This is a genomic window from Streptomyces sp. NPDC058000 (assembly GCF_042886435.1).
In the GTDB taxonomy this organism is placed as follows: Bacteria; Actinomycetota; Actinomycetes; order Streptomycetales; family Streptomycetaceae; genus Streptomyces.
Genome location: NZ_JBHVQS010000003.1, coordinates 13,274 through 33,749, shown reverse-complemented (window position 1 = coordinate 33,749; position 20,476 = coordinate 13,274). Strand labels below are relative to the sequence as shown.

Genomic DNA, 20,476 nt, shown 5'->3' with positions numbered 1-20,476 from the left:
CCGGTCCCGGGCGCCCCCGATCTGCTGCGGCACGGGGAGGCTCCCGGGACCGGGCCGGCCGGACCGGACCGGGCCGCGGTTCACGGGGTGCCGGTCACCAGCTTCAGGTCCCACTTCCGCAGCGGCGGGTCGATCGGCTGGAAGATGGTGACGGTGTCCCCGCCGACGTCGCAGGTCGCGGCGCCGCCGCCGGAGTGCACCCCGACGGCCTTCGGGGCGCTGGGCTGGGTGACGTAGGAACCGCCCGAATCCCCGGCCGCCGAGCAGGCGTTGGTGAAGGACAGCCCGGAGATGACGGTGGTGCCGTAGTCCACGGTCTGGTCGGTGCGGGTGACCTCACCGCAGCGCCAGCCGCTGGTCTGGCCCGAATGGCAGATCGACATCCCGACGATGGCCTCCTGGGACCCGGTGACGGCCACCGGGCTGCCGCCCTGGCCGGCCACCGACGGGCTCAGCTTCCAGCCCGGCTGGTCGACCGTCACCAGGCCGAAGTCGCCCTCGTAGCCGTTGACGCTGTGCGTCCCGCCCTGGTTGGAGGTCCCCAGCCGGCTCCGGTCCTTGCCGTACGCCGGCTGGTTGGCCTTGAGGGTGCAGTGCCCGGCCGACACGAAGCCGCGGAAGCCGCCGGGACCGGTCACCGAGAAGCCGATCGAACAGATGCCGTCGGTGCCCGGCATCCAGCGCTCGCCGCCGACGACCGTGCCGCTCTGCTGGCGCGGTGCCTGGTCGCTGCGCTCGACGGAGACCGGCACCCGCGAGCGGACCGCGAGCTGCCGGACCGCGCTCTCGAAGCCGGCGGTGCGGTTGGTGCGGGCCGCGCGGTCGACCCGCACCACCACTCCGTTGGCACGCTCGTCGATGCCCCAGCCGGTGACGCCCGGAACGCCCCGGCCGGCCCGCTGGGCGATCTGCTGCACCATGCCGCGCAGCGTCGCCCGGTTGTGCCGGACGGTCTTGGGTACCGCGCCGGCGGCCCGCACCCGCCGGGCGTCGGCGGCGTCGGTGACCGCGACGACGAGCCGGCCGAGCGTCTTGTCGAACCACATCCCGGCGGGTGGCGCGGCCAGCACCCGGCGCACCGCGAGGGCGGTGTGCTGGGCCTCGGCCTCCTGCGCGAGCCGGGTCCGGGCCTGGACCGGGGAGAGTCCGAGGTCCCGGCGCATCGCGTCGAGCATGCTGCGCTGCGAGGGCTGGGGGCTGGGGTCGGGCTGCGGCAGGGCCCGCGCCGGACCGTTCGGGGCGACGGCCGCCAGCACGGCGGCCGCGGCCGCGCTCCACAGGGCGGCTTTGGGAATGCGGCGTTCCATCGGGGTCTCCTCGCGGTGTCGAGTACACGTCGGGCCCGGCCGGGACCGGACTTGGGCACGTGCATGGATCAGCCCACATCGAGACTCCTGGACACCGCGCCGGGCAGCACCGGGAAGACCACCGGCATCATGGCCCGGTGACCTCCACCGCTCGCCCCCAAGTCCCCACCGTCCACGGCCCGGTCGCGTTCGACGCACTGCCCGGTGCGCTGCACAACGTCGCCTACTCGGGCGCCCGCCATCCGGGAGCCGGGACACCTGAATGCCCGTCACGCCCGGCCGGCCCGGGGGCGACCGGCGCGGTGGCGCCCCCGGACCTCACCGGGGGCGCCAACTGCCAGCTCTACGCCTATGCCGTCCTGGGCCACTTCGGACTGCGGGTGCCGCCGCTGCGGTCGGCCGAACTCTGGGCGGACCGCACCGCGACCCGGCGGACCGCACCGCCGGAGCCGCTGGACCTGGTGCTCTTCGACGCCGGTCCGGTCGCCGGGCGGCCGGCCGGGTACGGAGCGCACGTCGGCGTCCACCTTGGCCCGGACCGCGTGCTGCACCTGTGCCGGGAGGTGGGCCGCCCGGCCGTGTGGACGTACGCCGACTTCGCGGCGCGGCCGCGGTACGCCCGCTTCCTGGGCGCCAAGCGGGTGGTGGCGGGCGACGACCGGGCGGGATAGCCGGACGGGGTGCGGGCGGCGGTCCCGCGGCGGTCAGAAGTCGCCGCCGCCGAAGCCCCCGTCGCCGCCACCGCCGAAGCCGCCGTCGCCGCCGAAGCCACCGCCGAAGTCACCCGGGTCGAAGTCGGCGCCCGTGACGTCGCCGCCCTCCGCGCCCTGGTAGCCGCCGAAGTCGGCGCCGTAGGCGGGGCTGGCCGCCATCAGGTGGCCGAGCGTGGTGCCGACCAGGAGGCCGGGGAGCAGCCCGCCGCCGAAGTAGCCGCCGGCCCAAGGGGCGTAGGTGGGGCCCGCGTCCCAGTAGGGGCGGTCGCCCTGCGGGGTGCGGACGGTGCGGGACAGCGGCTCGCGGCCGTCGTCCAGCCGGCTCTTGTCGGCAGCGCAGACCGGGACGGTGCGCTCGGCACCACCGGGCGGGGCCCAGGCCGCGTCGACGACCGACGGGCCGTGCCGGGGGTCGAAGAAGCAGGGCAGCCGACGCTCGGGCGGCGGCCCGCCCGCACGGCGCGCGGCGAGGGTGGCGAGCGCGAAGCGGCCCTCCTCCAACTCCTTGGTCACCGCCTGGACGTCGCCGGGGTGCTCGGCGGCGGCCATCGCCGATTTGGCGTCCTCGTAGGCGTCCAGGGCGCGGGCGTAGTCGGCGCGCATCGCGTCGTCGGCGCCGGGCTCGCCCGGGTCGAAGTCCAGCCGGTCCAGTTCCTCGCCGAAGGCGGTGATGTCCTCGTCGACCACGATCCGCAGGTCTTCGAGGGCGGCGCGCTCCTCCTCGGCCCGCTTGCGGCGGTTGCGGCGGGCGATGGCGTAGGCGCCGCCGCCCCCGATGACGATCAGCGCGCCGATGCCGACGGCGGTGCCGGTGTCGAATCCGCCGCCGGCGCCGCCCCAGGAGGCCGGCGCGTGGCCGCGGGCCTCGGTGGCCGCGGTGTCGACGAAGCTGTTGAGGCGCTCGGAGACGGTCGGGTACGAGGAGCGCTTGACGGCGCCGACGAGGTTCTGGACGGCGCTGCGCGGCATCACCCGGGGGTCGGCGCCGGCGTTGAAGCCGTCGCCGAGTTCGACGGCGTAGACACCGCTGATGCCGACCTTGGTGCGCAGGTCCCGGAGCACGGTGGCCGGCTGGTAGTCGGAGGTCCGGGGCAGGACGGCGACGAAGACCGGTTTGCCGGAGTCCTTGATCTTCTTTGCGAGGGCGTCCGCCTGGCTGGCCGAAAACTGATCTGAGGCGCGGGGGTCGACGTAGACCGGGCCCTTCCGCAGTGCGGCGGCCGCCTCGTCCAGCCCACCTGCGGCATGCGCACCGGGGGCGACCACGGTGGCCATCGCGAGGAGGGCCGCCAGCAGCAGGAGTACCGGTCCGATCAGCACACGGCGGGTTGCGGTCTTCATGGCTCCGACGCTACCCGAACAGCACTTTCAAGACACCCTTGCCAATTTACGGATTTTTTACCGATCGCCCGACTGACCGCCCGACTGTGGCGCGCAGTATCCCCGCCCGCCCCGGGTCTGTCGCGCCGGAGCTGCCCATGCAGGTGGTCGCCCGGCGCGGGTTTTTGATGATCAAGATCGCCGGGGATGTTCCGGCTCGTCCCTCCCCCGAGGAAAGGAGGACACGATGGGCAGGGTCGCCGAGTCGGCCAACACCCTCGCCATCGCCGTCGCCGCCACCGCGGTCGGCTGCACGCTGGTCCTGGAACTGGCCCCTTCGCACCGCGTCGGCTCCGCGCCGCCCGCGTCCCCCGCCGTCGCCGCCGCCGTCGCCGCCGGTACGATCGCCACCGGCCGCACCGCGGTCACCCGCGACGGGTCGGGCGACGCCGGGGGCCCGGCCGCCCGCGCCGCGACCACCGCACTGGGCCCGGCCGGAACCCGGCCCGCCGGTTCCCGACCGGGTGCGCCGCTCCCCCGTGGTGGCGGTCGGGTCCCGGTCGGCCGGATCCAGGTCACCGCGTCCGCCGCCCCGGTCAGCCTGCGGGCCAACGGCAGCTTCCCGGTCACCTGGACCAACACCACCGGCACCGAGGTGGACGTCTGGCTGAACGCGGCCGCCGGCCGCGGCCGGATACAGCGACTGGCCCTGGTCTCCCCGCGGGCCGGCGCAGGCACCGCCGGCGAGGCCCTGGTGACGCTTCCCGTGGTGCCGCCCGGCCGGGCGTACGCCCTGGAGGTGGCAGCCGGCAGCGGCACCGCCCACGCCTTCAGCCGGCCGTTCGCCGTCACCGACTGACCCGGCGGACGGGCCGCGCACCGGCGCCGGGGTCCGCTCCGGGCCCGCCGCGCCGCCGGTCCGGCTACGGCGCGGCCAGGTCGACCAGCCCGGCCAGCGCGTCCCGGTGGCGCCCCGGCGTGCCGAGGGCGAGTTCGTCGCCCTTGGCTCGCTTGAGGAAGAGGTGCGCGGGATGCTCCCAGGTCATCCCGATGCCGCCGTGCAGTTGGACGCACTCCTCGGCGGTGCGCACCGCCACCGGCGCGCAGTACGCCTGGGCCACCGCGACCGCCACCGGCGCGTCGGGGCGGTCGCCGGCCAGTGCGTCGGCGGCGTTGCGGGCCGCGGCCCGGGCCGAGGCGACGTCCAGCCACAGTGCGGCCATCCGGTGCTTGAGCGCCTGGAACGAGCCGATCGGGCGGCCGAATTGGGTGCGCTCGCCGGTGTACCGCACGGTCTCGGTCAGACACCACTCCGCGAGGCCGAGCTGTTCCGAGGCGAGCAGGCCGGCGCCGGTGAGCAGCGCCCGGTCGACGGCGGCCCGGGCCCGGTCCCCGCGGGCCAGAAGACGGCCGGGCACCCGGTCGAGGACGACGTGGCCCAGCGGCCGGGTCAGGTCGAGCGGGGTGACGGGCTCGGTACGCACGCCGTCCGCCGCGGCGTCCACCGCGTACAGCGCCGGGCCGTCCGGGCCCTCGGCCGGGACGAGCAGCAGCCCGGCGCCGGCGGCGTCGACGACCGAGGTGATCCGCCCGGTGAGCGTGCCGGCGGCGTCCGCCCGTACGGTGGGCGCCCCGGTTCCGCCGGGTGCGGTCGGCAGGGGGACGGCGAGCACCCCGACGGTGCGGCCCTCGGCGAGCGCGGCCAGCGGGCCGGCGACCTCGGCCCGGTCGGTGTCGCAGCCGAGCAGGGCGGTGACCGCAAGCACCGCGCTGGTGAGGTAGGGCACCGGCGCGACCGCGCGGCCCAACTCCTCCAGGACGACGGCGGCCTCGCGGGGGCCCGCGCCCTGCCCACCGAGCTTCTCGGGGACCAACAGCCCGGCGGCGCCGATCTCCCCTGCCAGCGCCCGCCACAGCTCCGGGTCGTAGGGGCGGGCGGTCTCCAGGCCGGCGAGCACGGTGGCCGGGGCGCAGCGGTCGGTGAGCAGCGCCCGTACGGCGGCGCGCAGCGCGTCCTCCTCCGCGGAGTAGAGGAGGTCGGGTTCGGGGGTCCCGGTCGTGCGGGTCATCGGGGGAGGTCCTTCCACGCGACGTCCTTGTCGGTGCGCGGCTCGGGCGGCAGGCCCAGGACGCGCTCGGCGACGATGTTGAGCAGCACTTCGGAGGTGCCTCCCTCGATGGAGTTCCCCTTGGCGCGCAGGTAGCGGTAGCCGGCCTCACGGCCGGTGAAGTCGACGCCCTCGGGGCGGCGCAGCGTCCAGTCGTCGTAGGTGAGGCCGTCCTCGCCGCGGAACTCCACCTCCCAGCCGCTGATCTGCTGGGCGAGCCGGGCGAAGGCCAGTTTCATGCCGCTGCCCTCGGGGCCCGGCTGGCCCTTGGTCAGCTGCTGGCGCAGGCGTTCGCCGGTGAGTCGGGCGACCTCGGCGTCCACCCAGAGCTTCAGCAGCCGCTGGTGCAGGTCGTGGGTGCGCAGTGCGGGGTGATCGCGCCAGGCGGCCGCGGCCACGCCGATCATCCCGCCCTCGCGGGGGGTGCGGGCGCCGCCGATGGCGACCCGCTCGTTCATCAGGGTGGTGCGGGCGACCTGCCAGCCGTCGCCGACGTCGCCGAGGCGGTGGGTGTCGGGGATCCGGACGCCGGTGAGGAAGACCTCGTTGAACTCCGCCTCGCCGGTGATCTGGCGCAGCGGCCGCACCTCGACGCCGGGGTCGGTCATATCGCACACGAAGTACGTCAGCCCGCGGTGTTTGGGCACCGCCGGGTCGGTGCGGGCGACCAGGATCGCCCAGCGCGCCAGGTGGGCGCTGGAGGTCCAGACCTTCTGCCCGTCGACCACCCAGTCCCCGGCGTCGTCGCGGACCGCGCGGGTGGCCAGCGCGGCCAGGTCGGAGCCGGCACCGGGCTCGCTGAAGAGCTGGCACCACACCTCCTCGCCGGTCCACAGCGGCCGCAGGAAGCGCTTCTTCTGCTCCTCGGTGCCGTAGCGGAGGATCGTCGGGGCGGCCATCCCGAGGCCGATGCCGATCCGGCCGGGGTCGTTGTCCGGGGCGCCGGCGGCGGCCAGTTCGGCGTCCACGACGGCTTGGAGGGCGCGCGGGGCGTCCAGGCCGCCGAGTCCCGCCGGGAAGTGCACCCAGGCGAGTCCGGCGTCGAAGCGGGCGCGCAGGAAGTCCAGCCGGTCGGTGGCAGACCAGAGGTGCGGGCCCGCCGGACCCTCGGCCGAGGGCGGTGGTGAGAGACGGGTGGGAAGGTGGGAGGCGAGCAGGTCGGCGGTGCGCCGGCGCAGGTCGGCGGCGTCGGTCATCGGGTCTCCTCCGTTCCGGGAACCACCACGAGGCGGCCGACGGAGTCCCCGTCGGCGACCCGTTGGACGGCGTCGGCGGCCGCCGCCAAGGGGACCCGCCCGCCGATCAGCGGCTTGATCGCCCCTTGGGCGGCGAGTGCGGTCAGCTCCTTGTGGCAGGCGTCGACGGCGGCCGGGTCCTTGGTGTTGTAGAGGCCCCAGTGCAGGCCCAGGATCGCGTAGTTCTTGACCAGGGCGTGGTTGAGGCCCGGGGTGGGGATGGTGCCGCCGGCGAAGCCGACGACGACGATCCGGCCCTCGAAGGCGATGCACTTGGTGGACTTGGTGTAGGCGTCGCCGCCCACCGGGTCGTAGACCACGTCCGCGCCCCGCCCGCCGGTGGCCTCCTTGACCGCCGCGACGAGGTCGTCCGCGTGCCGGTCAAGGACCACGTCGCAGCCCAACTCGCGGGCGGTGCGGGCCTTTTCGGGGCCGCCCACGACGCCGATGACCCGGGCGCCGGCGGCCCGCCCCAGCTGGACGGCGGCGCTGCCGACGCCGCCGGCCGCGGCGTGCACCAGCAGCGTCTCGCCCGCCTGGAGGCGGGCCCGGCGGTGCAGTCCGAACCAGCCGGTCTGGTAGCCGATGTGCAGCGCGGCGGCCTCCGCGTCGTCCAGTGCCTCGGGGGCCGGCCGGACCGTCGCGGCGTCGACGACCGCCAGCTCGGCGAAGCCGCCGCCGGGCAGTGTCGGCTGGGCCAGCACCCGCGCGCCGACCGCACCGGTCGCCCCCTCGCCCACGGCCAGGACCTCACCGCAGATCTCCACGCCGGGGGTGAACGGGAGCGGCGGCCGGACCTGGTACTGGCCCCGGCACAGCAGCGCGTCGGGGAAGTTGACGTTGGCGGCCCGCACCCGCAGCAACAGTTGGCCGGGGCCGGGCTCCGGGTCGGGCACCTCCGCCAGCTGCATCACCGCTCGCGGCTCCCCGTTCGCGTGCACGCGCCATGCCTTCACCTGATGCCTCCACAGACCTCGGTCGTACGGCTGGGGCGGGGCCGGGACCGGCCCCCGCCACGATGCATACTAAGCGGTCGGTAACTCCGAAGGAACAGTTCCGGCCGGGCCCGTCGCGGGTGTCCCGCCCGGCCCAGGGCTCCCCCTCCATGCCCACGGCCCGCAGCCTGGTAATGACAGGGACAGGCACCCCGGCCACCTCCTGACGCAGACTGGCGGACATGGACTCACCCGCCACCGGCCCCTCCGCACTGGGGGACTTCCTGCGCACCCGCCGCGCCCGGCTCCAGCCGGAGGACGTCGGCCTGGTCTCCTACGGGGCCCGCCGCCGGGTCCCCGGCCTGCGGCGCGAGGAGCTCGCCCAGCTCGCCGGCGTCAGCGTCGCCTACTACACCCGCCTCGAACAGGGCCAGAGCCACAACGCCTCCGAGGGCGTGCTGGACGCCCTGGCCCGGGCCCTCCGGCTGACCCCCGACGAGCGCGCCCACCTGCGCCAGCTGGCCCGCCCGACACCGGCCCGGCGCCGCCCGGCGGTCCGCCCCGCTGCGGCCCGCCCCGGGGTGCGGCAGCTGCTCGCCGCCATCGCGGACGTACCGGCCGTCGCCCTCGGACCTCGCTTCGAGGTCCTGGCCTGGAACCGCCTCGGGCACGCCCTGCTCGCCGGTCACCTGGACTTCGACAGTCCGTCCCGGCCCGCGGACCGGCCCAACACCCAGCGGCTGCTCTTCCTCGACCCGCACACCCGCGAGCTCTACCCGGACCGCGAGGCGGAGACCCGGCGCGCCGTGGCCGCGCTCCGGATGTCCGCAGGATCCCGCCCCGACGACCATCAACTGGCCGAACTCATCGGCGAGTTGTCCATGAAGAGCACCGAGTTCAGCACCCTGTGGTCGCGCCACGTGGTCAACAACTGCACCTTCGGCACCAAGCACTTCCACCATCCGCTGGTGGGCGACCTGACCCTGGACTTCGAAATGATGCAGACCCAGGACGGCTCCGGCCAGGGCGTCCTGATGTTCACCGCCGCCGAGGGCTCGCCCTCCGAGGCGGCGCTACGCCTCCTCGCCGCGGAACGCGGCCCAGACGTCCGGCTCCTCGAACCCGAGCGCCCATAGCCCCCGCATCCACCCCCACCACACTCGCGCCACACCCCGAGCCTCGCCCGACCCGGCCTCTGACGCATCGTCAACGGGCCTGAATGGCGGGGCGGCCGGGCCTCGTACCGCTACTGGAGCCCTAGGGGGTGTCGTCGAGCCGTCGCCAGAGCCGCTGGGCCTGCCGTTCGGCGGCGCCGGGCGGGTTCCGCGGGTGCGCGGGGTCGTCGTGCGCGAGCAGGAAGAGCCAGACGAGGGCGAGCAGGGTCCGGCAGTCCCGGAGGCGGGCGGACTCGGCCGGGGTCAGCCGGAAGCCGCGCAGGAACGCGGCGGCGTCGAAGGGGCGGGGCACCCAGGCGGAGACGTGCTCGACGATCTCGGCGAGTTCGTAGGCGCGGTCGCTGCGGCCGGACTCCTCGAAGTCGACGACCCGGACGCGGTGGCCGTCCCAGAGGTAGTTGGCGGAGTTGCCGTCGCCGGCGCCGAACACGGCCGGGACGTCCGGTGGGATGCCGGACGGGGCATCCGGTGCGCCGGGGCCGGCGTTGTCGAGCCAGCCGTCGAGCCAGTCCATGCCGGCCCGCACCGCGCGCCGGACGGTCGGGGCGAGCGGCCGGCCCGGGGGCGTCGCGTACCAGACGCGCAGCCGCCCGACGGTGTCCCGTTGGTGGCCGTGGCGCAGCGGCAGTCGGGCCAACTCGGCGGGTGGGAGCGCGGTGTGGACGGTCCGGACGGCCTGCGCCCAGGCGGTCAACTGCCGTTCTCCGAGGGGGCTGCCGCGTAAGGGGGCGCCGGGGAGCCGGGACATCACCAGGGCAGGTGGGCCCGCCGCCCCCGCCGGGTCCCGGGCACCCAGCAGGACGGGGGCGATGCCCGGGGCGTGCGTGCCGAGCAGGGTCAGCGCACGCCGTTCCCGCTCATAGGGGCCGGGGCCCTCGGCGCGGCGGAAGCGTTTGACGACCCGGTCGGGGTGGAGGGAGAGGTCGTGGGTGTGCCAGCGAGCCGTCCCGGCGGGCGGATGTGGCGGTGTCCGGTCTGCGTTCACCGGACGGACGGTGACACGGGTGGCGAACGGCGGCAAGGGCGGTGGCGACGGCGGTGAGCGGCGCCGTGGGGGCGGTCGGTGGTGGTCGGGGCAGTCGGAGTGCTCGGGGGATTCAGGCTGCGGCGGGGTCGGTGGGGCGTTCGTCGGGGTGGGTCTCGGCGATCCAGCCGGCTGCCAGGCCCTCGGCGAGGGAGAAGCGGTCGTGGGCGACGGCGGCGCAGGTGGCGGCGTCCATGCGCAGGACGGTGTCGGGGTGGGTGGCGGGGCCGTCGGCGTAGCGGGTGGCGGGCGTCCCGTCCGGGTCCAGTACGACGTGGAAGGCGCCCTCGTCCAGGGCGATGTCGATGACGCGCACCGGGCCGCCGGCGAAGTGCCGGGCGAGCCGGGCCATCAGGGGGATCGCGAACCAGTGGGCACGGACCGCGTCGGTGGGGCGCTGTTCGCCGAGGGCCGGGGCGCCCCAGTCGGCGAGTGCGGCCAGGGCGGGGAGCAGGGCGTGGCCGCGCGGGGTGAGTTCGTAGACGAAGGCGGCGCCGGGCGGGGGGAGTCGGCGGCGGGTGAGCAGGCCGTCGCGCTCCATGTCCTTCAGGCGGGAGGCGAGCATGTCCGTACTGACGCCCGGGAGGTCGGCGTGGAGGTCGGTGTAGCGCCGGGAGCCGCCGAGCAGTTCCCGGACGATCAGGAGCGTCCAGCGGTCGCCCACGGCATCCAGGGCCCGGGCGACGGCGCAGTATTGGTCGTAACTTCGACGCGGCATGACACCAGCATAGACATGTGGTTGGATTTTCCAAGTCCGAAGTTGGGAAAACCAAGTACGGTGTCACGAGTGCTGCCGCGCCCCGCGGCGGGCGAGAGAACGAGGAGGCCGCCGCATGCAGTTCAAGCAGTCCAGCAAAATGGCCGACGTCTGCTACGAGATCCGCGGACCGGTGATCGAGCACGCGAACGCGCTGGAGGAGGCCGGCCACAGCGTGCTCCGGCTGAACACCGGCAATCCGGCGCTGTTCGGCTTCGAGTGCCCGGAGGAGATCCTCCAGGACATGCTGCGCAACCTCTCCCGCGCACACGGCTACACGGAGTCCCGCGGCATCCTCCCCGCCCGCCGCGCGGTGGCCCAGCGTTACCAGGAGGCCGGACTCCCGGACGTCGACGTCGACGACATCTACCTGGGCAACGGCGTCTCCGAGCTGGTCTCGATGGCGATCCAGGCCCTGCTGGACGACGGGGACGAAGTCCTCATCCCCGCGCCCGACTTCCCGCTCTGGACGGCGGTCACCTCCCTCGCCGGCGGCACACCGGTGCACTACCTCTGCGACGAGTCCGCCGACTGGCTGCCGGACCTCGACGACCTCGCCTCGAAGATCACCGACCGGACCCGCGCGCTGGTCATCATCAACCCCAACAACCCCACCGGCGCGGTCTATCCGCGCGAGGTGCTGGAGGGCATGCTCGACCTGGCCCGCCGCCACCACCTGATGGTCTTCGCCGACGAGATCTACGACCGGATCCTCTACGACGACTCCGTCCACCACCACGCCGCGGTGCTCGCCCCGGACCTGGTGTGCCTGACCTTCAGCGGTCTGTCCAAGTCGTACCGGGTGGCCGGCTTCCGCTCCGGCTGGCTGGTGGTCTCCGGCCCCAAGGAGCACGCCGCCGACTACCTGGAGGGGCTGGGCACCCTCGCCTCCATGCGGCTGTGTCCCAACGCCCCCGCGCAGTACGCGATCCAGGCGGCGCTCGGCGGCCGGCAGAGCATCAACGACCTGGTCCTCCCCGGCGGCCGGCTGCGCGAACAGCGCGACCGGGCCTGGGAGCGGCTCAACGAGATCCCGGGCGTCTCCTGCGTCAAGCCCAAGGGCGCGCTGTACGCCTTCCCGCGCCTGGACCCGGCGGTCCACAAGATCCACGACGACGAGAAGTTCGTACTGGACCTGCTACTGCGGGAGAAGATCCAGGTCGTCCAGGGCACCGGCTTCAACTGGCCGCGCCCGGACCACTTCCGGATCCTCACCCTCCCGCACGCCGACGACCTGGACGCCGCGATCAGCCGGATCGGGCGGTTCCTGGCCGGCTACCGGCAGTAGCGGGAGCACCGCCGCCGGGGAGGCGGGCCGGCACGGCCGCCATCCCCTCCCCGGCCACGGCCGCACGGCCGCACGGCACTCGAACGGGCGTACCGGTTTCCCGGCGGTCCTCCCCCGTCCCACCTGCCCGGTCCCCCGCACCGGGCCGTCCACCGCGGGCAGGCGCTCTTGAGCGGACCGCCCGCAGCGGCTTAGGTGGAGGGCGGCAATCCAGCCGCCGCCCCGGAGGGGAGAGGGAAGCCATGCCCGTACGACCGGCAGTGTCGGAAGCGGAACTTGAGGCCCATCTACGCGGGATCTGTTTCAAGACGGGTCCACCCCGTCGGCTGGGCGTCGAGATCGAGTTGCTGGTCCACGACGCGCGCAACCCCCGATGTCCGGTCGCACCGGATCGGATGCGCACCGCGGCGGACGCCCTGCGGGCCCTGCCGCTGCACTCCTGCCTCACCTTCGAACCCGGCGGCCAGCTGGAGCTCAGCTCGCTGCCCGCCGACTCCCTGACCGCCTGCGTCGAGGCGGTCAGCGCCGATCTCGCCCTGGTCCGCCCCGTCCTGCGGGAGCGGGGCCTCGGTCTCGCGGGCCACGGCCACAATCCCTGGCACCCTCCGCGACGGGTGCTCACCGCACCGCGCTACGACGCCATGGAGGCGTACTTCGACCGCCGCGGTCCGGCCGGTCGCTCCATGATGTGCGGCACCGCCTCCGTCCAGGTCTGTGTGGACGCCGGGCATGAGGAACCCGGGCCGCTGGGGCTCGGCCGGCGGTGGCTGCTGGCGCACCTGCTGGGCGCCGTACTGGCCGCCGCGTTCGCCAACTCACCGCTCGCCGAGGGGCGGCCGACCGGCTACCGCACCACCCGCCAGGCCATCTGGGCGCAGCTCGACCCGGGCCGCACCTGCGCCCCGCCGCAGGACCTCGACCCGCGCACCGCATGGGTCCGCTACGCCCTGGACGCCCCGGTGATGTGCGTCCGGCGCCCGGACGGCCCCTGGGACGCGCCGGAGGGCCTCACCTTCCGGGAGTGGATCCGCACCGGGGTCCCCCGTCCGCCGACCCGGGAGGACCTCGACTACCACGTCACCACCCTCTTCCCGCCGGTGCGCCCGCGCGGCCATCTGGAGCTGCGGATGATCGACGCGCAGCCCGGCCCGGACGGGTGGATCGTGCCGCTGGCCGTCACGACCGCCCTGTTCGACGACCCGGAGGCCGCCGAGTACGCCTATCGGGCCGTCAAACCCCTTGCGGAGACTGCGGGTTGGCGTCCGGCACCGGAGAACCCGCTGTGGCGGACCGCGGCCCGGGACGGCCTGACCGACCCCGAGCTGCACGCCGCCGCGGTGGCCTGCTTCGCCGCCGCGCAGGAGGCGCTGCCGCGACTGGGGGCCGCCCCCGGTATCCGCGCGGCGGTCGCGGAGTTCACCGAACGCTATGTGGCGCGCGGCCGGTGCCCGGCCGACGACCAGCTCGACGCGCTGCCCGCGGCGGACGCCGCCGGCGGCCCGGACCCCGCCGACTACGGCGCCGGCACCGCGGCCGAGAGCCGCCTCATCCGTGGGAAGGACAGCCCGTGACCATCGACCCCGAGCCGTTCCGGGAGCGGGCCGCCGCGGCGCTGCTCGCCGCCCGCGACCGCACCCGTGCGCTGACCACCTGCGTCGAGGAACCCGACCTGGTCGCCCAGCACTCCCCGCTGATGTCCCCCCTGGTGTGGGACCTGGCGCACATCGGCAACCAGGAGGAGCAGTGGCTGCTGCGCACCGTCGGCGGCCGTGACGCGCTGCGCCCGGACATCGACTCCGTCTACGACGCCTTCGAGCATCCGCGGGCCGAGCGGCCCTCGCTGCCGCTGCTGGCCCCGGCCGAGGCCCACGGCTACGTCGCCGAGGTGCGCGGCCGGGTGCTGGACGTCCTGGAGCGCGCCGAGCTGCACGGCGGCCCGCTGCTGTCCGCCGGCTTCGCCTTCGGGATGATCGCGCAGCACGAACAGCAGCACGACGAAACGATGTTGATAACCCATCAGTTGCGGACCGGCCCGCCGGTGCTCACCGCGCCCGAACCGCCGGCAGCGCCGGCCGACCCGCTGCCGGCCGAAGTCCTCATACCCGGCGGGGCGTTCCTGATGGGAACGTCCACCGAGCCCTGGGCGCTGGACAACGAACGGCCCGCGCACCGGCGGACGGTGCCGCCCTTCTTCCTCGACACCACCCCGGTCAGCAACGGCGCGTACCAGCGTTTCATGGAGGACGGCGGCTACGACGACCCTCGGTGGTGGGCCCCGGAGGGCTGGGCGCAGGTGCGCGAACACCGGCTGCGGGCACCGCTGTTCTGGCACCTGGAGGGCCGGCAGTGGCTGCGGCGCCGGTTCGGGGTGACCGAGCCGGTGCCGCCGGACGAGCCGGTGCTGCACGTCAGCTGGTACGAGGCGGACGCCTACGCGCGGTGGGCCGGCCGGCGGCTGCCCACCGAGGCCGAGTGGGAGAAGGCCGCCCGCCACGACCCGGCGTCCGGGCGGGACCGGCGCTACCCGTGGGGCGACGCCGACCCGTCCCCGGACCGCGCCAACCTCGGCCAGCGGCATCTGCGGCCGGCCCCGGTCGGCAGCTACCCCGAAGGCGCCTCGCCGCTCGGCGTCCACCAGCTGATCGGTGACGTCTGGGAGTGGACGGCCAGCGATTTCCTGCCCTACCCGGGCTTCGCCGCCTTCCCCTACCGGGAGTACTCCGAGGTGTTCTTCGGCGGTGCGCACAAGGTGCTGCGCGGCGGCTCGTTCGCCGTGGACCCGGTCGCCTGCCGCGGCACCTTCCGCAACTGGGACCTCCCGGTGCGGCGGCAGATCTTCTCCGGGTTCCGCACCGCCCAGAACGCCGGGCCGTCGGCCGGGGAGCTCACCTGATGTGCCGTCATCTGGCGTATGTGGGACCGGAGATCCCGTTCGGGAAGGTGGTCCTGGACCCGCCGTACGGCCTCTACCGGCAGTCCTGGGCGCCGCGCCACCAGCGGCACGGCACGGTCAACGCGGACGGCTTCGGCGTCGGCTGGTACGCGCCGGGCGATCCGGTGCCGGCCCGTTACCGGCGGGCCGGGCCGATCTGGGCCGACGAGCAACTGCCCGACCTGGCACGGGTGGTCCGCACCGGGGCGCTGCTCGCCGCCGTCCGGGACGCCACCGTGGCCGGAGCGGACGCCGAGGCGGCCGCCGCGCCGTTCGCCTCCGGGCGGTACCTCTTCAGCCACAACGGCGCGGTGGCCGGCTGGCCGGACACCATGGCGCCGCTGGCCGCCGGGCTGCCCCCGGCGGAGCTGCTGCGGCTCCAGGCCCGCAGCGACGCCGCGTTCCTGTGGACCCTGGTGCACCGCCGGCTGGTCGCCGGCGACGACCCGGGCCAGGCGCTGGCCGACACGGTCGAGGAGGTCGCCGCGGCCGCGCCCGGCTCCCGGCTCACCCTGCTGCTGACCGACGGCACCGGCATCGCCGGCACCACCTGGGGCGACACCCTGTTCCACCGGGCCGTCCCCGGCGGCGGCCGGGTCGTCGCCTCCGAGCCCTACGACGAGTCCCCCCACTGGACCGAGGTCCCCGACCGCACGCTGCTGTGCGCCACCCGCACCGAGGTCCGTCTCACCCCGCTCAAGGAGCCCGCAACGTGAGCCCGCTCAGCATCACCCGCACCCTGCCCGCCGACGCCACCGCGGCCGCCCTGCGCGCCGATGTCGTCGCGGGACTGTCCCGTACGCCCAAGCAGCTGCCGCCGAAGTGGTTCTACGACGCCCGCGGCAGCGAGCTGTTCGACGAGATCACCACCCTGCCGGAGTACTACCCCACCCGTGCGGAACGCGAGATCCTGCGCGCCACCGCGGACCGGATAGCCGCCGCCACCGGCGCCCGCACCCTGATCGAGTTGGGCTCCGGCTCGTCCGACAAGACCCGTCATCTGCTCCGCGCCCTCACCGACCTGCACACCTACCTGCCGGTCGACGTCAGCGAGTCCGCGCTGCGGGCGGCCGGCGAGGGGCTGCTGGCCGCGCATCCGGGCCTGACCGTGCACGCCCTGGTCGCCGACTTCCAGCAGGGCCTGGCCCTGCCCGCCACGCCCGGCCCCCGGCTCCTGGCGTTCCTCGGCGGCACCATCGGCAACCTCCTGCCGGACGAGCGGGCCGCGTTCCTGCACTCCGTCCACGACCTGCTCGCCCCCGGCGACGCCCTGTTGCTCGGCACCGACCTGGTCAAGGACGAGGCCACCCTGGTCGCCGCGTACGACGACGCCCGCGGGGTGACCGCCGACTTCAACAAGAACGTGCTGGCGGTCATCAACCGTGAGCTGGGCGGCGACTTCGACCCGGCCGACTTCGACCACGTCGCGCGGTGGAACGCCGCGGAGGAGTGGATCGAGATGCGGCTGCGGGCCCGCTCGGAACTGACCGTGAAGATCCCCGGCGTCGACCTGATCGTGCCGTTCGCGGCCGGCGAGGAGCTGCGCACGGAGGTCTCGGCGAAGTTCCGGGAGGAAGGCGTGCGGGCCGAACTCGCCGCCGCCGGGTTGAAGCTGACCGAGTGGTGGACCGACCGCGCCGGCCGGTTCGCGCTGTCGTTGGCGCTGCGCATCTGACCGGTACCGATCCGACCGGTGCCGACTGCCGGGTGCCCGGCCCCCCGTCGATGTGGTTCGATGCTCCGATCGCACATCCGTACGCGCTGTCGGGTGCGCCCGCCGCGTACGGAGCCATACGGGCTCGACGGAGGGGCAGGGCATGGGCACGGCGCTGGATCGGCGGGGTTTCCTCAGGGGCGCGGCGGGGCTGTCCGCCGCCGGACTGTTGGCGGGTATCGGCGGTGGGGGGTCGGCGGCGGCCGCGGCCCCGACCGCGGTCTCGGTGCAGGACTGGATGTCCGCGCTCGGCGACGCCACGCCCGTGCAGCGGCTGAGCGTCCCGGGCACCCATGACTCCGGCGCGCGGATCGGCGGGCCCTGGGTGGCGTGCCAGAACACCTCGGTCGCCGAGCAACTCGCGTCCGGCATCCGGTTCCTGGACGTCCGCTGCCGGGCCATCGACGACGTCTTCGCGATCCACCACGGCGCGTTCTACCAGGAGCTGATGTTCGGCGACGTGCTCAACGCCTGCCGGGACTTCCTCCGGGCGCATCCCACCGAGACCGTGCTGATGAGGGTCAAGCAGGAGTACTCGGAGGTCTCGGCGGAGGAGTTCCGCCGGATCTTCGGTCTCTATCTGGACGGCAAGGGCTACCGTTCGCTGTTCCGGCTGGACCCGGGGCTGCCGGTGCTGGGCGAGGCCCGGGGGCGGGTCGTGCTGCTGGCGGACTCGGACGGGCTGGGCGGGGTGCGGTATGCCGATCCGGCGCTGTTCGACATCCAGGACGAGTACATGACCGAGCCGATCGGGAAGTACCCCAAGGTCGAGGCCCAGTTCCGCAAGGCCGTCGGCCAGCCCGGCAAGCTCTTCGTCAACTACGTCTCGACCGCCGCGCTGCTCCCGCCGCGGTCCAACGCCGACCGCCTCAACCCGCGGGTCAAGAGCCTGCTGGAGGGTGCGGAGGGCAGCACCTGGCGGGGGCTGGGCATCGTCCCGATGGACTTCCCCAACGAGTTCGGGATGGCCCAGACCCTGATCCGGCACAATCTGGCCGGGCTCGGCGTCACTCTGCCGGCCCAGGTGCACAGGTGATCGGCCGTCGAACCGAACCACCACGGGCCGCCGTGCATCAGACTGGTTGAAATGTCTGGTTCCGGAGCTGCCCCCGCCCCGTACGACGGTGCGCGGTGCGGCAGCGCCGGCTGAAGCGGCAAGGCGGCACCTGGTGGAGACGAGCGAACGCGGGCCCGGGGCGGCGGCACAGGACGCGCGACGGACGCCCGACGCGGCCGGCGCGCCCGAGTGGCCGGGAGCGGGCCGACCGCTCCGCACCGGCCGGGCCCGCGCCGGGGTGCCGCTGCGGGTGACCCTGGCGCTCGGGGTGCTGACCGTCATCGTGGGCGGTACGGCGCTGGCGCTGAAGGCCGCGCGGCCGGATCCGTACGTGGCGCCCGGGGACCCGGTCACCGGGACGTACCTCGCCTCGCGGTCCGCCGGCGACCGGGCGGCGGCCGCGGTGCTGGCCGGTCCGTACCGGGAGCTGCCGGGCCCGCCGGCCGTCGCCGCGCGCCGGGCCGGTGACGCCCCGGCCCCGCTGCCCGCCTCCCGCCCCCTGGTGGCCAGCGCGGCGGCCCCGTCACCGCCGGTCGGCGCGCTCTTCTCCCCCGGCAACGACGGCGACACCGGTCACTACTGCAGCGCGAGCGTGGTGCACTCCCCCGCCGGAAACCTCGTCGCCACCGCGGCGCACTGCGTCCACGACGGCGGCTTCCGCACCCGGCTGGTCTTCGCGCCCGGCCTGCACGACGGGATCGCGCCGTACGGCCTGTGGGTGCCCACCAGGATCTACCTGGACCCGCGGTGGATCAGCGACCGGGACCCGGACCACGACGTGGCGTTCCTCCGGGTGCGCCGGCACGGGGGCACGGACCAGCGGATCGAGGACGTCACCGGCGCCGAACTGATGCGGTTCGACGCGCCGCCCGGCCGGCCGGCGCAGCTGACCGGCTACCCGTCCGACCGCGACACCCCGGTCAGCTGCCGGCACACCGCCGACACCGAGGGCCCGGGCCAGCTCCGCTTCCCCTGCGCCGGCTTCCCGGCCGGGACCAGCGGCGGCCCGATGCTCACCGACGTCGACCCGGCGACCGGCACCGGCTCGCTGATCGGGGTGATCGGCGGTCAGGACGAGGGCGGTGACGACAGCACGTCGTACAGCAGTCGCTTCGGGGCGGACGTGGCGGCGCTGTACCGGCGGGCCACCCGCGGCTAGGGCGCGGTCCGGCCGGGCCGGTCGATCAGGTCGTTCGGGCGCTGCCGCGCGGGACGACCGTGGCGAGGACCGACGGCAGCGGGTACCAGTCGGCGGTGGCGAAACTGGCGTGCGCGGCGGCGAGTTTCCCGACCCGGGCCAGGGCTTCGGCCTCGGTGGGGTGGGTGGCGTCCAGGGCCGGCGGGACCTTGTGGGCGTCGGTCATGACGAGCAGGTAGTGGCGGGCGTCGTACCAGGAGGTGTCGATGGTGCCGTTGAGGTACGTGGCGGCGTCGCCGTCGAACACCACGAACCAGGGGCGCAGGGCCGGGTCGGCGTAGCGGTCCCGGGGGTCGCCGGCGGCGGCACCGTGGACGGCGGGGAAGGCGGTGGCCCGGCCCAATTGGCCCTGTGCGGCGAGGTCCTTGAGGTGGCCGGCGTATTCGACGTCGGTCCACAGCTTGTCGAACGGGTTCTTCTCCTCGACGGTGCCCGGTATCAGCTCGAAGAGGAACCTGCCGGCCAGGTCGGTGCGCGACGGCCAGCCGCCGGTCCGTACCGCCTCGTCGAGGGTGGCGTGGCCGGCCGCCAGATCGCCGGGGCCGTAGACCGCGTCGCCGAGCTTCTGCCGTATCAGGGCGTCGAAGGCGGCGGGTCCGCGGCCGCCCTTGGCGTTGAAGCCGTCCTTCATCTCGACCTTGACGAGGATCGGGCGGTGGCCGGGGTGGGCGTCGTGCCAGGCCCGTAGGTCGGCGAGGCAGCCGGCGAAGTCCTGGTTGCGGTCCTTGGTGCGCAGTTCGGCGGCGGTGGTCGCGCCGACGCAGTTGTTGTTGTTGCCGAGCGGGTTGCTGTGCGAGACCCGCCACGAGCCGCCCAGGCCGTTGGTCCAGACGTCCACCTCGACGAGCGCGGCTCCGGAGTCCAACGCGTCGGCGAAGTAGGGGTACTTGGCCTTCTCGTAGGCGTTGTGGACACCGACCGCGGTGCTGGTGTCGTAGGTGGTGGAGGTCGTCGTGGTGGTCGGCTCCGCCCCGGCCGGGCCGGTCGCCGCGATCACCGCCGCCGCCGCGACGGCGACCGTTCCCGCACACCGTTTCCTGTTCATGGGCCCCGCTTCCCCTCGTGTCCTGCCTGGTCGGTGAGCAGGCTACGGGAGTTGGCGGTCGACGGGCGGAACGGGAGCGGGCGCGATACGGTCAGCGACGCAAACGATCAAGCGAAAGGGTGTACGGATGCGGAATCGGGGGACCGGCGAGGCCGGCTCGGGCGGACTGTCGTGGGCGGCGGCGGTGCTGACGGGGACGGTCGCGCTCTACATAGCGCTGGTCGCCTTCGGCAACATCACCGACTTCGGCACCAATCAGGCGTACGTCCGCCATGTGCTGGCGATGGACACCACCTTCCAGGACCCGGACCTGATGTGGCGGGCCATCACCTCGCGGGGCGTACAGGACGCCGCGTACGTGGCGGTGATCGCCTGGGAGTCGGTGGCGGCGCTGGTGCTGCTCGCGGCCACCGCGCTGTGGGTCGTGCGGGGGCGGTCCGGCGGTGCCGGGCGGGCGCGGCGGCTGGCCACCGTCGGACTGCTGATGATGATGCTGCTGTTCGGCGCCGGGTTCTGGGCGATCGGCGGCGAGTGGTTCGCCATGTGGCAGTCGAAGCAGTGGAACGGGGTGGAGGCCGCGGTGCGGAACTTCCTCGTGACGGGCCTGGTGCTGCTGGTGGTGCAGTGGTCGGGGACGACCGGTCGGTCGGAGCGCGCGGACGCGTGAG

The 20,476-nt window shown here is 74.7% G+C and carries 19 protein-coding genes; 11 read left to right on the top strand and 8 right to left on the bottom strand.

Annotation, left to right across the window (positions count from 1 at the left end):
* Positions 1 to 80 precede the first annotated feature (80 nt).
* Positions 81 to 1,307 carry a S1 family peptidase gene (locus ACFVT2_RS04970; RefSeq protein ID WP_390012324.1) on the bottom strand — a complete coding sequence of 409 codons (1,227 nt, stop codon included), beginning with the start codon at positions 1,305 to 1,307 and terminating at the stop codon, positions 81 to 83.
* A gap of 137 nt (positions 1,308 to 1,444) precedes the next feature.
* Here ACFVT2_RS04970 and ACFVT2_RS04965 point away from each other — a divergent pair, with 137 nt between their 5' ends.
* On the top strand, positions 1,445 to 1,978 hold the full coding sequence (locus ACFVT2_RS04965) for a cell wall hydrolase (protein WP_390012322.1): 534 nt from the start codon (positions 1,445 to 1,447) through the stop codon (positions 1,976 to 1,978).
* Positions 1,979 to 2,011: 33 nt separating this feature from the next.
* Here the strand turns inward: ACFVT2_RS04965 and ACFVT2_RS04960 are convergent, their stop codons facing one another.
* Positions 2,012 to 3,361: a hypothetical protein gene (locus ACFVT2_RS04960; protein WP_390012320.1), complete on the bottom strand. Its 1,350-nt coding sequence runs from the start codon at positions 3,359 to 3,361 to the stop codon at positions 2,012 to 2,014.
* 226 nt (positions 3,362 to 3,587) lie between these two features.
* Between ACFVT2_RS04960 and ACFVT2_RS04955 the strand changes: the two genes are divergently transcribed.
* Positions 3,588 to 4,199 carry a hypothetical protein gene (locus tag ACFVT2_RS04955; protein WP_390012318.1) on the top strand — a complete coding sequence of 204 codons (612 nt, stop codon included), beginning with the start codon at positions 3,588 to 3,590 and terminating at the stop codon, positions 4,197 to 4,199.
* A gap of 64 nt (positions 4,200 to 4,263) precedes the next feature.
* Here the strand turns inward: ACFVT2_RS04955 and ACFVT2_RS04950 are convergent, their stop codons facing one another.
* The 3 genes from ACFVT2_RS04950 to ACFVT2_RS04940 are packed head-to-tail and all read right to left on the bottom strand — an operon-like array spanning position 4,264 to position 7,639.
* Positions 4,264 to 5,409 carry an acyl-CoA dehydrogenase family protein gene (locus ACFVT2_RS04950; protein WP_390012316.1) on the bottom strand — a complete coding sequence of 382 codons (1,146 nt, stop codon included), beginning with the start codon at positions 5,407 to 5,409 and terminating at the stop codon, positions 4,264 to 4,266.
* Positions 5,406 to 6,644 (bottom strand): acyl-CoA dehydrogenase family protein, encoded by a 1,239-nt coding sequence (locus ACFVT2_RS04945; RefSeq protein ID WP_390012314.1) that lies wholly within the window; start codon positions 6,642 to 6,644, stop codon positions 5,406 to 5,408. Before ACFVT2_RS04945 ends, ACFVT2_RS04950 begins: the two co-directional genes overlap by 4 nt.
* A complete protein-coding gene (locus tag ACFVT2_RS04940; protein WP_390012312.1) occupies positions 6,641 to 7,639 on the bottom strand; it encodes an NADPH:quinone oxidoreductase family protein in 999 nt (332 codons plus the stop codon). The genes ACFVT2_RS04945 and ACFVT2_RS04940 overlap by 4 nt, the downstream gene beginning before the upstream one ends.
* Positions 7,640 to 7,860: 221 nt before the next feature.
* On the opposite strand from ACFVT2_RS04940, the gene ACFVT2_RS04935 reads away from it, so the two are divergent.
* Positions 7,861 to 8,754, top strand: a complete 894-nt coding sequence (locus ACFVT2_RS04935) for a helix-turn-helix transcriptional regulator (RefSeq protein WP_390012310.1) — start codon at positions 7,861 to 7,863, stop codon at positions 8,752 to 8,754.
* Between the two features lie 121 nt (positions 8,755 to 8,875).
* Here the strand turns inward: ACFVT2_RS04935 and ACFVT2_RS04930 are convergent, their stop codons facing one another.
* Both ACFVT2_RS04930 and ACFVT2_RS04925 read right to left on the bottom strand, forming a co-directional pair.
* Positions 8,876 to 9,778, bottom strand: a complete 903-nt coding sequence (locus ACFVT2_RS04930; protein ID WP_390012308.1) for an aminoglycoside phosphotransferase family protein — start codon at positions 9,776 to 9,778, stop codon at positions 8,876 to 8,878.
* 112 nt (positions 9,779 to 9,890) lie between these two features.
* Positions 9,891 to 10,535, bottom strand: a complete 645-nt coding sequence (locus tag ACFVT2_RS04925; RefSeq protein WP_390012306.1) for a winged helix-turn-helix transcriptional regulator — start codon at positions 10,533 to 10,535, stop codon at positions 9,891 to 9,893.
* A gap of 115 nt (positions 10,536 to 10,650) precedes the next feature.
* Here ACFVT2_RS04925 and ACFVT2_RS04920 point away from each other — a divergent pair, with 115 nt between their 5' ends.
* The 7 genes from ACFVT2_RS04920 (at position 10,651) to ACFVT2_RS04890 (ending at position 18,724) form a co-directional block, all read left to right on the top strand.
* Positions 10,651 to 11,862, top strand: a complete 1,212-nt coding sequence (locus tag ACFVT2_RS04920; RefSeq protein ID WP_390012304.1) for a pyridoxal phosphate-dependent aminotransferase — start codon at positions 10,651 to 10,653, stop codon at positions 11,860 to 11,862.
* 242 nt (positions 11,863 to 12,104) lie between these two features.
* Complete coding sequence (gene egtA, locus ACFVT2_RS04915; protein WP_390012302.1) at positions 12,105 to 13,433, top strand: ergothioneine biosynthesis glutamate--cysteine ligase EgtA; 1,329 nt, start codon at positions 12,105 to 12,107, stop codon at positions 13,431 to 13,433.
* Positions 13,430 to 14,755 carry an ergothioneine biosynthesis protein EgtB gene (egtB, locus tag ACFVT2_RS04910; protein WP_390012300.1) on the top strand — a complete coding sequence of 442 codons (1,326 nt, stop codon included), beginning with the start codon at positions 13,430 to 13,432 and terminating at the stop codon, positions 14,753 to 14,755. Before egtA ends, egtB begins: the two co-directional genes overlap by 4 nt.
* Positions 14,755 to 15,510, top strand: a complete 756-nt coding sequence (egtC, locus tag ACFVT2_RS04905; RefSeq protein WP_390012298.1) for an ergothioneine biosynthesis protein EgtC — start codon at positions 14,755 to 14,757, stop codon at positions 15,508 to 15,510. Before egtB ends, egtC begins: the two co-directional genes overlap by 1 nt.
* Positions 15,507 to 16,469, top strand: a complete 963-nt coding sequence (gene egtD / locus ACFVT2_RS04900; protein WP_390012296.1) for an L-histidine N(alpha)-methyltransferase — start codon at positions 15,507 to 15,509, stop codon at positions 16,467 to 16,469. The genes egtC and egtD overlap by 4 nt, the downstream gene beginning before the upstream one ends.
* 142 nt (positions 16,470 to 16,611) lie before the next feature.
* Positions 16,612 to 17,544, top strand: a complete 933-nt coding sequence (locus tag ACFVT2_RS04895; RefSeq protein WP_390012294.1) for a phosphatidylinositol-specific phospholipase C — start codon at positions 16,612 to 16,614, stop codon at positions 17,542 to 17,544.
* 133 nt (positions 17,545 to 17,677) lie between these two features.
* A complete protein-coding gene (locus ACFVT2_RS04890; protein WP_390012292.1) occupies positions 17,678 to 18,724 on the top strand; it encodes a trypsin-like peptidase domain-containing protein in 1,047 nt (348 codons plus the stop codon).
* A 25-nt stretch (positions 18,725 to 18,749) separates the two neighbouring features.
* Here the strand turns inward: ACFVT2_RS04890 and ACFVT2_RS04885 are convergent, their stop codons facing one another.
* Positions 18,750 to 19,808 carry a phosphatidylinositol-specific phospholipase C domain-containing protein gene (locus ACFVT2_RS04885; RefSeq protein ID WP_390012290.1) on the bottom strand — a complete coding sequence of 353 codons (1,059 nt, stop codon included), beginning with the start codon at positions 19,806 to 19,808 and terminating at the stop codon, positions 18,750 to 18,752.
* A gap of 127 nt (positions 19,809 to 19,935) precedes the next feature.
* On the opposite strand from ACFVT2_RS04885, the gene ACFVT2_RS04880 reads away from it, so the two are divergent.
* Entirely contained in the window at positions 19,936 to 20,475 is a 540-nt protein-coding gene (locus tag ACFVT2_RS04880; RefSeq protein WP_390012288.1) for a DUF2165 domain-containing protein, read from the top strand.
* The last annotated feature ends 1 nt before the right edge of the window (position 20,476 follow it).

Excerpts from the sequence above, each read along its gene's own strand:
- ACFVT2_RS04970 (WP_390012324.1), bottom strand. The coding sequence starts at position 1,307 with ATGGAACGCCGCATTCCCAAAGCCGCCCTGTGGAGCGCGGCCGCGGCC.
- ACFVT2_RS04960 (WP_390012320.1), bottom strand. The coding sequence starts at position 3,361 with ATGAAGACCGCAACCCGCCGTGTGCTGATCGGACCGGTACTCCTGCTG.
- ACFVT2_RS04955 (WP_390012318.1), top strand. The coding sequence starts at position 3,588 with ATGGGCAGGGTCGCCGAGTCGGCCAACACCCTCGCCATCGCCGTCGCC.
- ACFVT2_RS04950 (WP_390012316.1), bottom strand. The coding sequence starts at position 5,409 with ATGACCCGCACGACCGGGACCCCCGAACCCGACCTCCTCTACTCCGCG.
- ACFVT2_RS04945 (WP_390012314.1), bottom strand. The coding sequence starts at position 6,644 with ATGACCGACGCCGCCGACCTGCGCCGGCGCACCGCCGACCTGCTCGCC.
- ACFVT2_RS04935 (WP_390012310.1), top strand. The coding sequence starts at position 7,861 with ATGGACTCACCCGCCACCGGCCCCTCCGCACTGGGGGACTTCCTGCGC.
- ACFVT2_RS04925 (WP_390012306.1), bottom strand. The coding sequence starts at position 10,535 with ATGCCGCGTCGAAGTTACGACCAATACTGCGCCGTCGCCCGGGCCCTG.
- ACFVT2_RS04920 (WP_390012304.1), top strand. The coding sequence starts at position 10,651 with ATGCAGTTCAAGCAGTCCAGCAAAATGGCCGACGTCTGCTACGAGATC.
- egtA (WP_390012302.1), top strand. The coding sequence starts at position 12,105 with ATGCCCGTACGACCGGCAGTGTCGGAAGCGGAACTTGAGGCCCATCTA.
- egtC (WP_390012298.1), top strand. The coding sequence starts at position 14,755 with ATGTGCCGTCATCTGGCGTATGTGGGACCGGAGATCCCGTTCGGGAAG.
- ACFVT2_RS04895 (WP_390012294.1), top strand. The coding sequence starts at position 16,612 with ATGGGCACGGCGCTGGATCGGCGGGGTTTCCTCAGGGGCGCGGCGGGG.
- ACFVT2_RS04885 (WP_390012290.1), bottom strand. The coding sequence starts at position 19,808 with ATGAACAGGAAACGGTGTGCGGGAACGGTCGCCGTCGCGGCGGCGGCG.
- ACFVT2_RS04880 (WP_390012288.1), top strand. The coding sequence starts at position 19,936 with ATGCGGAATCGGGGGACCGGCGAGGCCGGCTCGGGCGGACTGTCGTGG.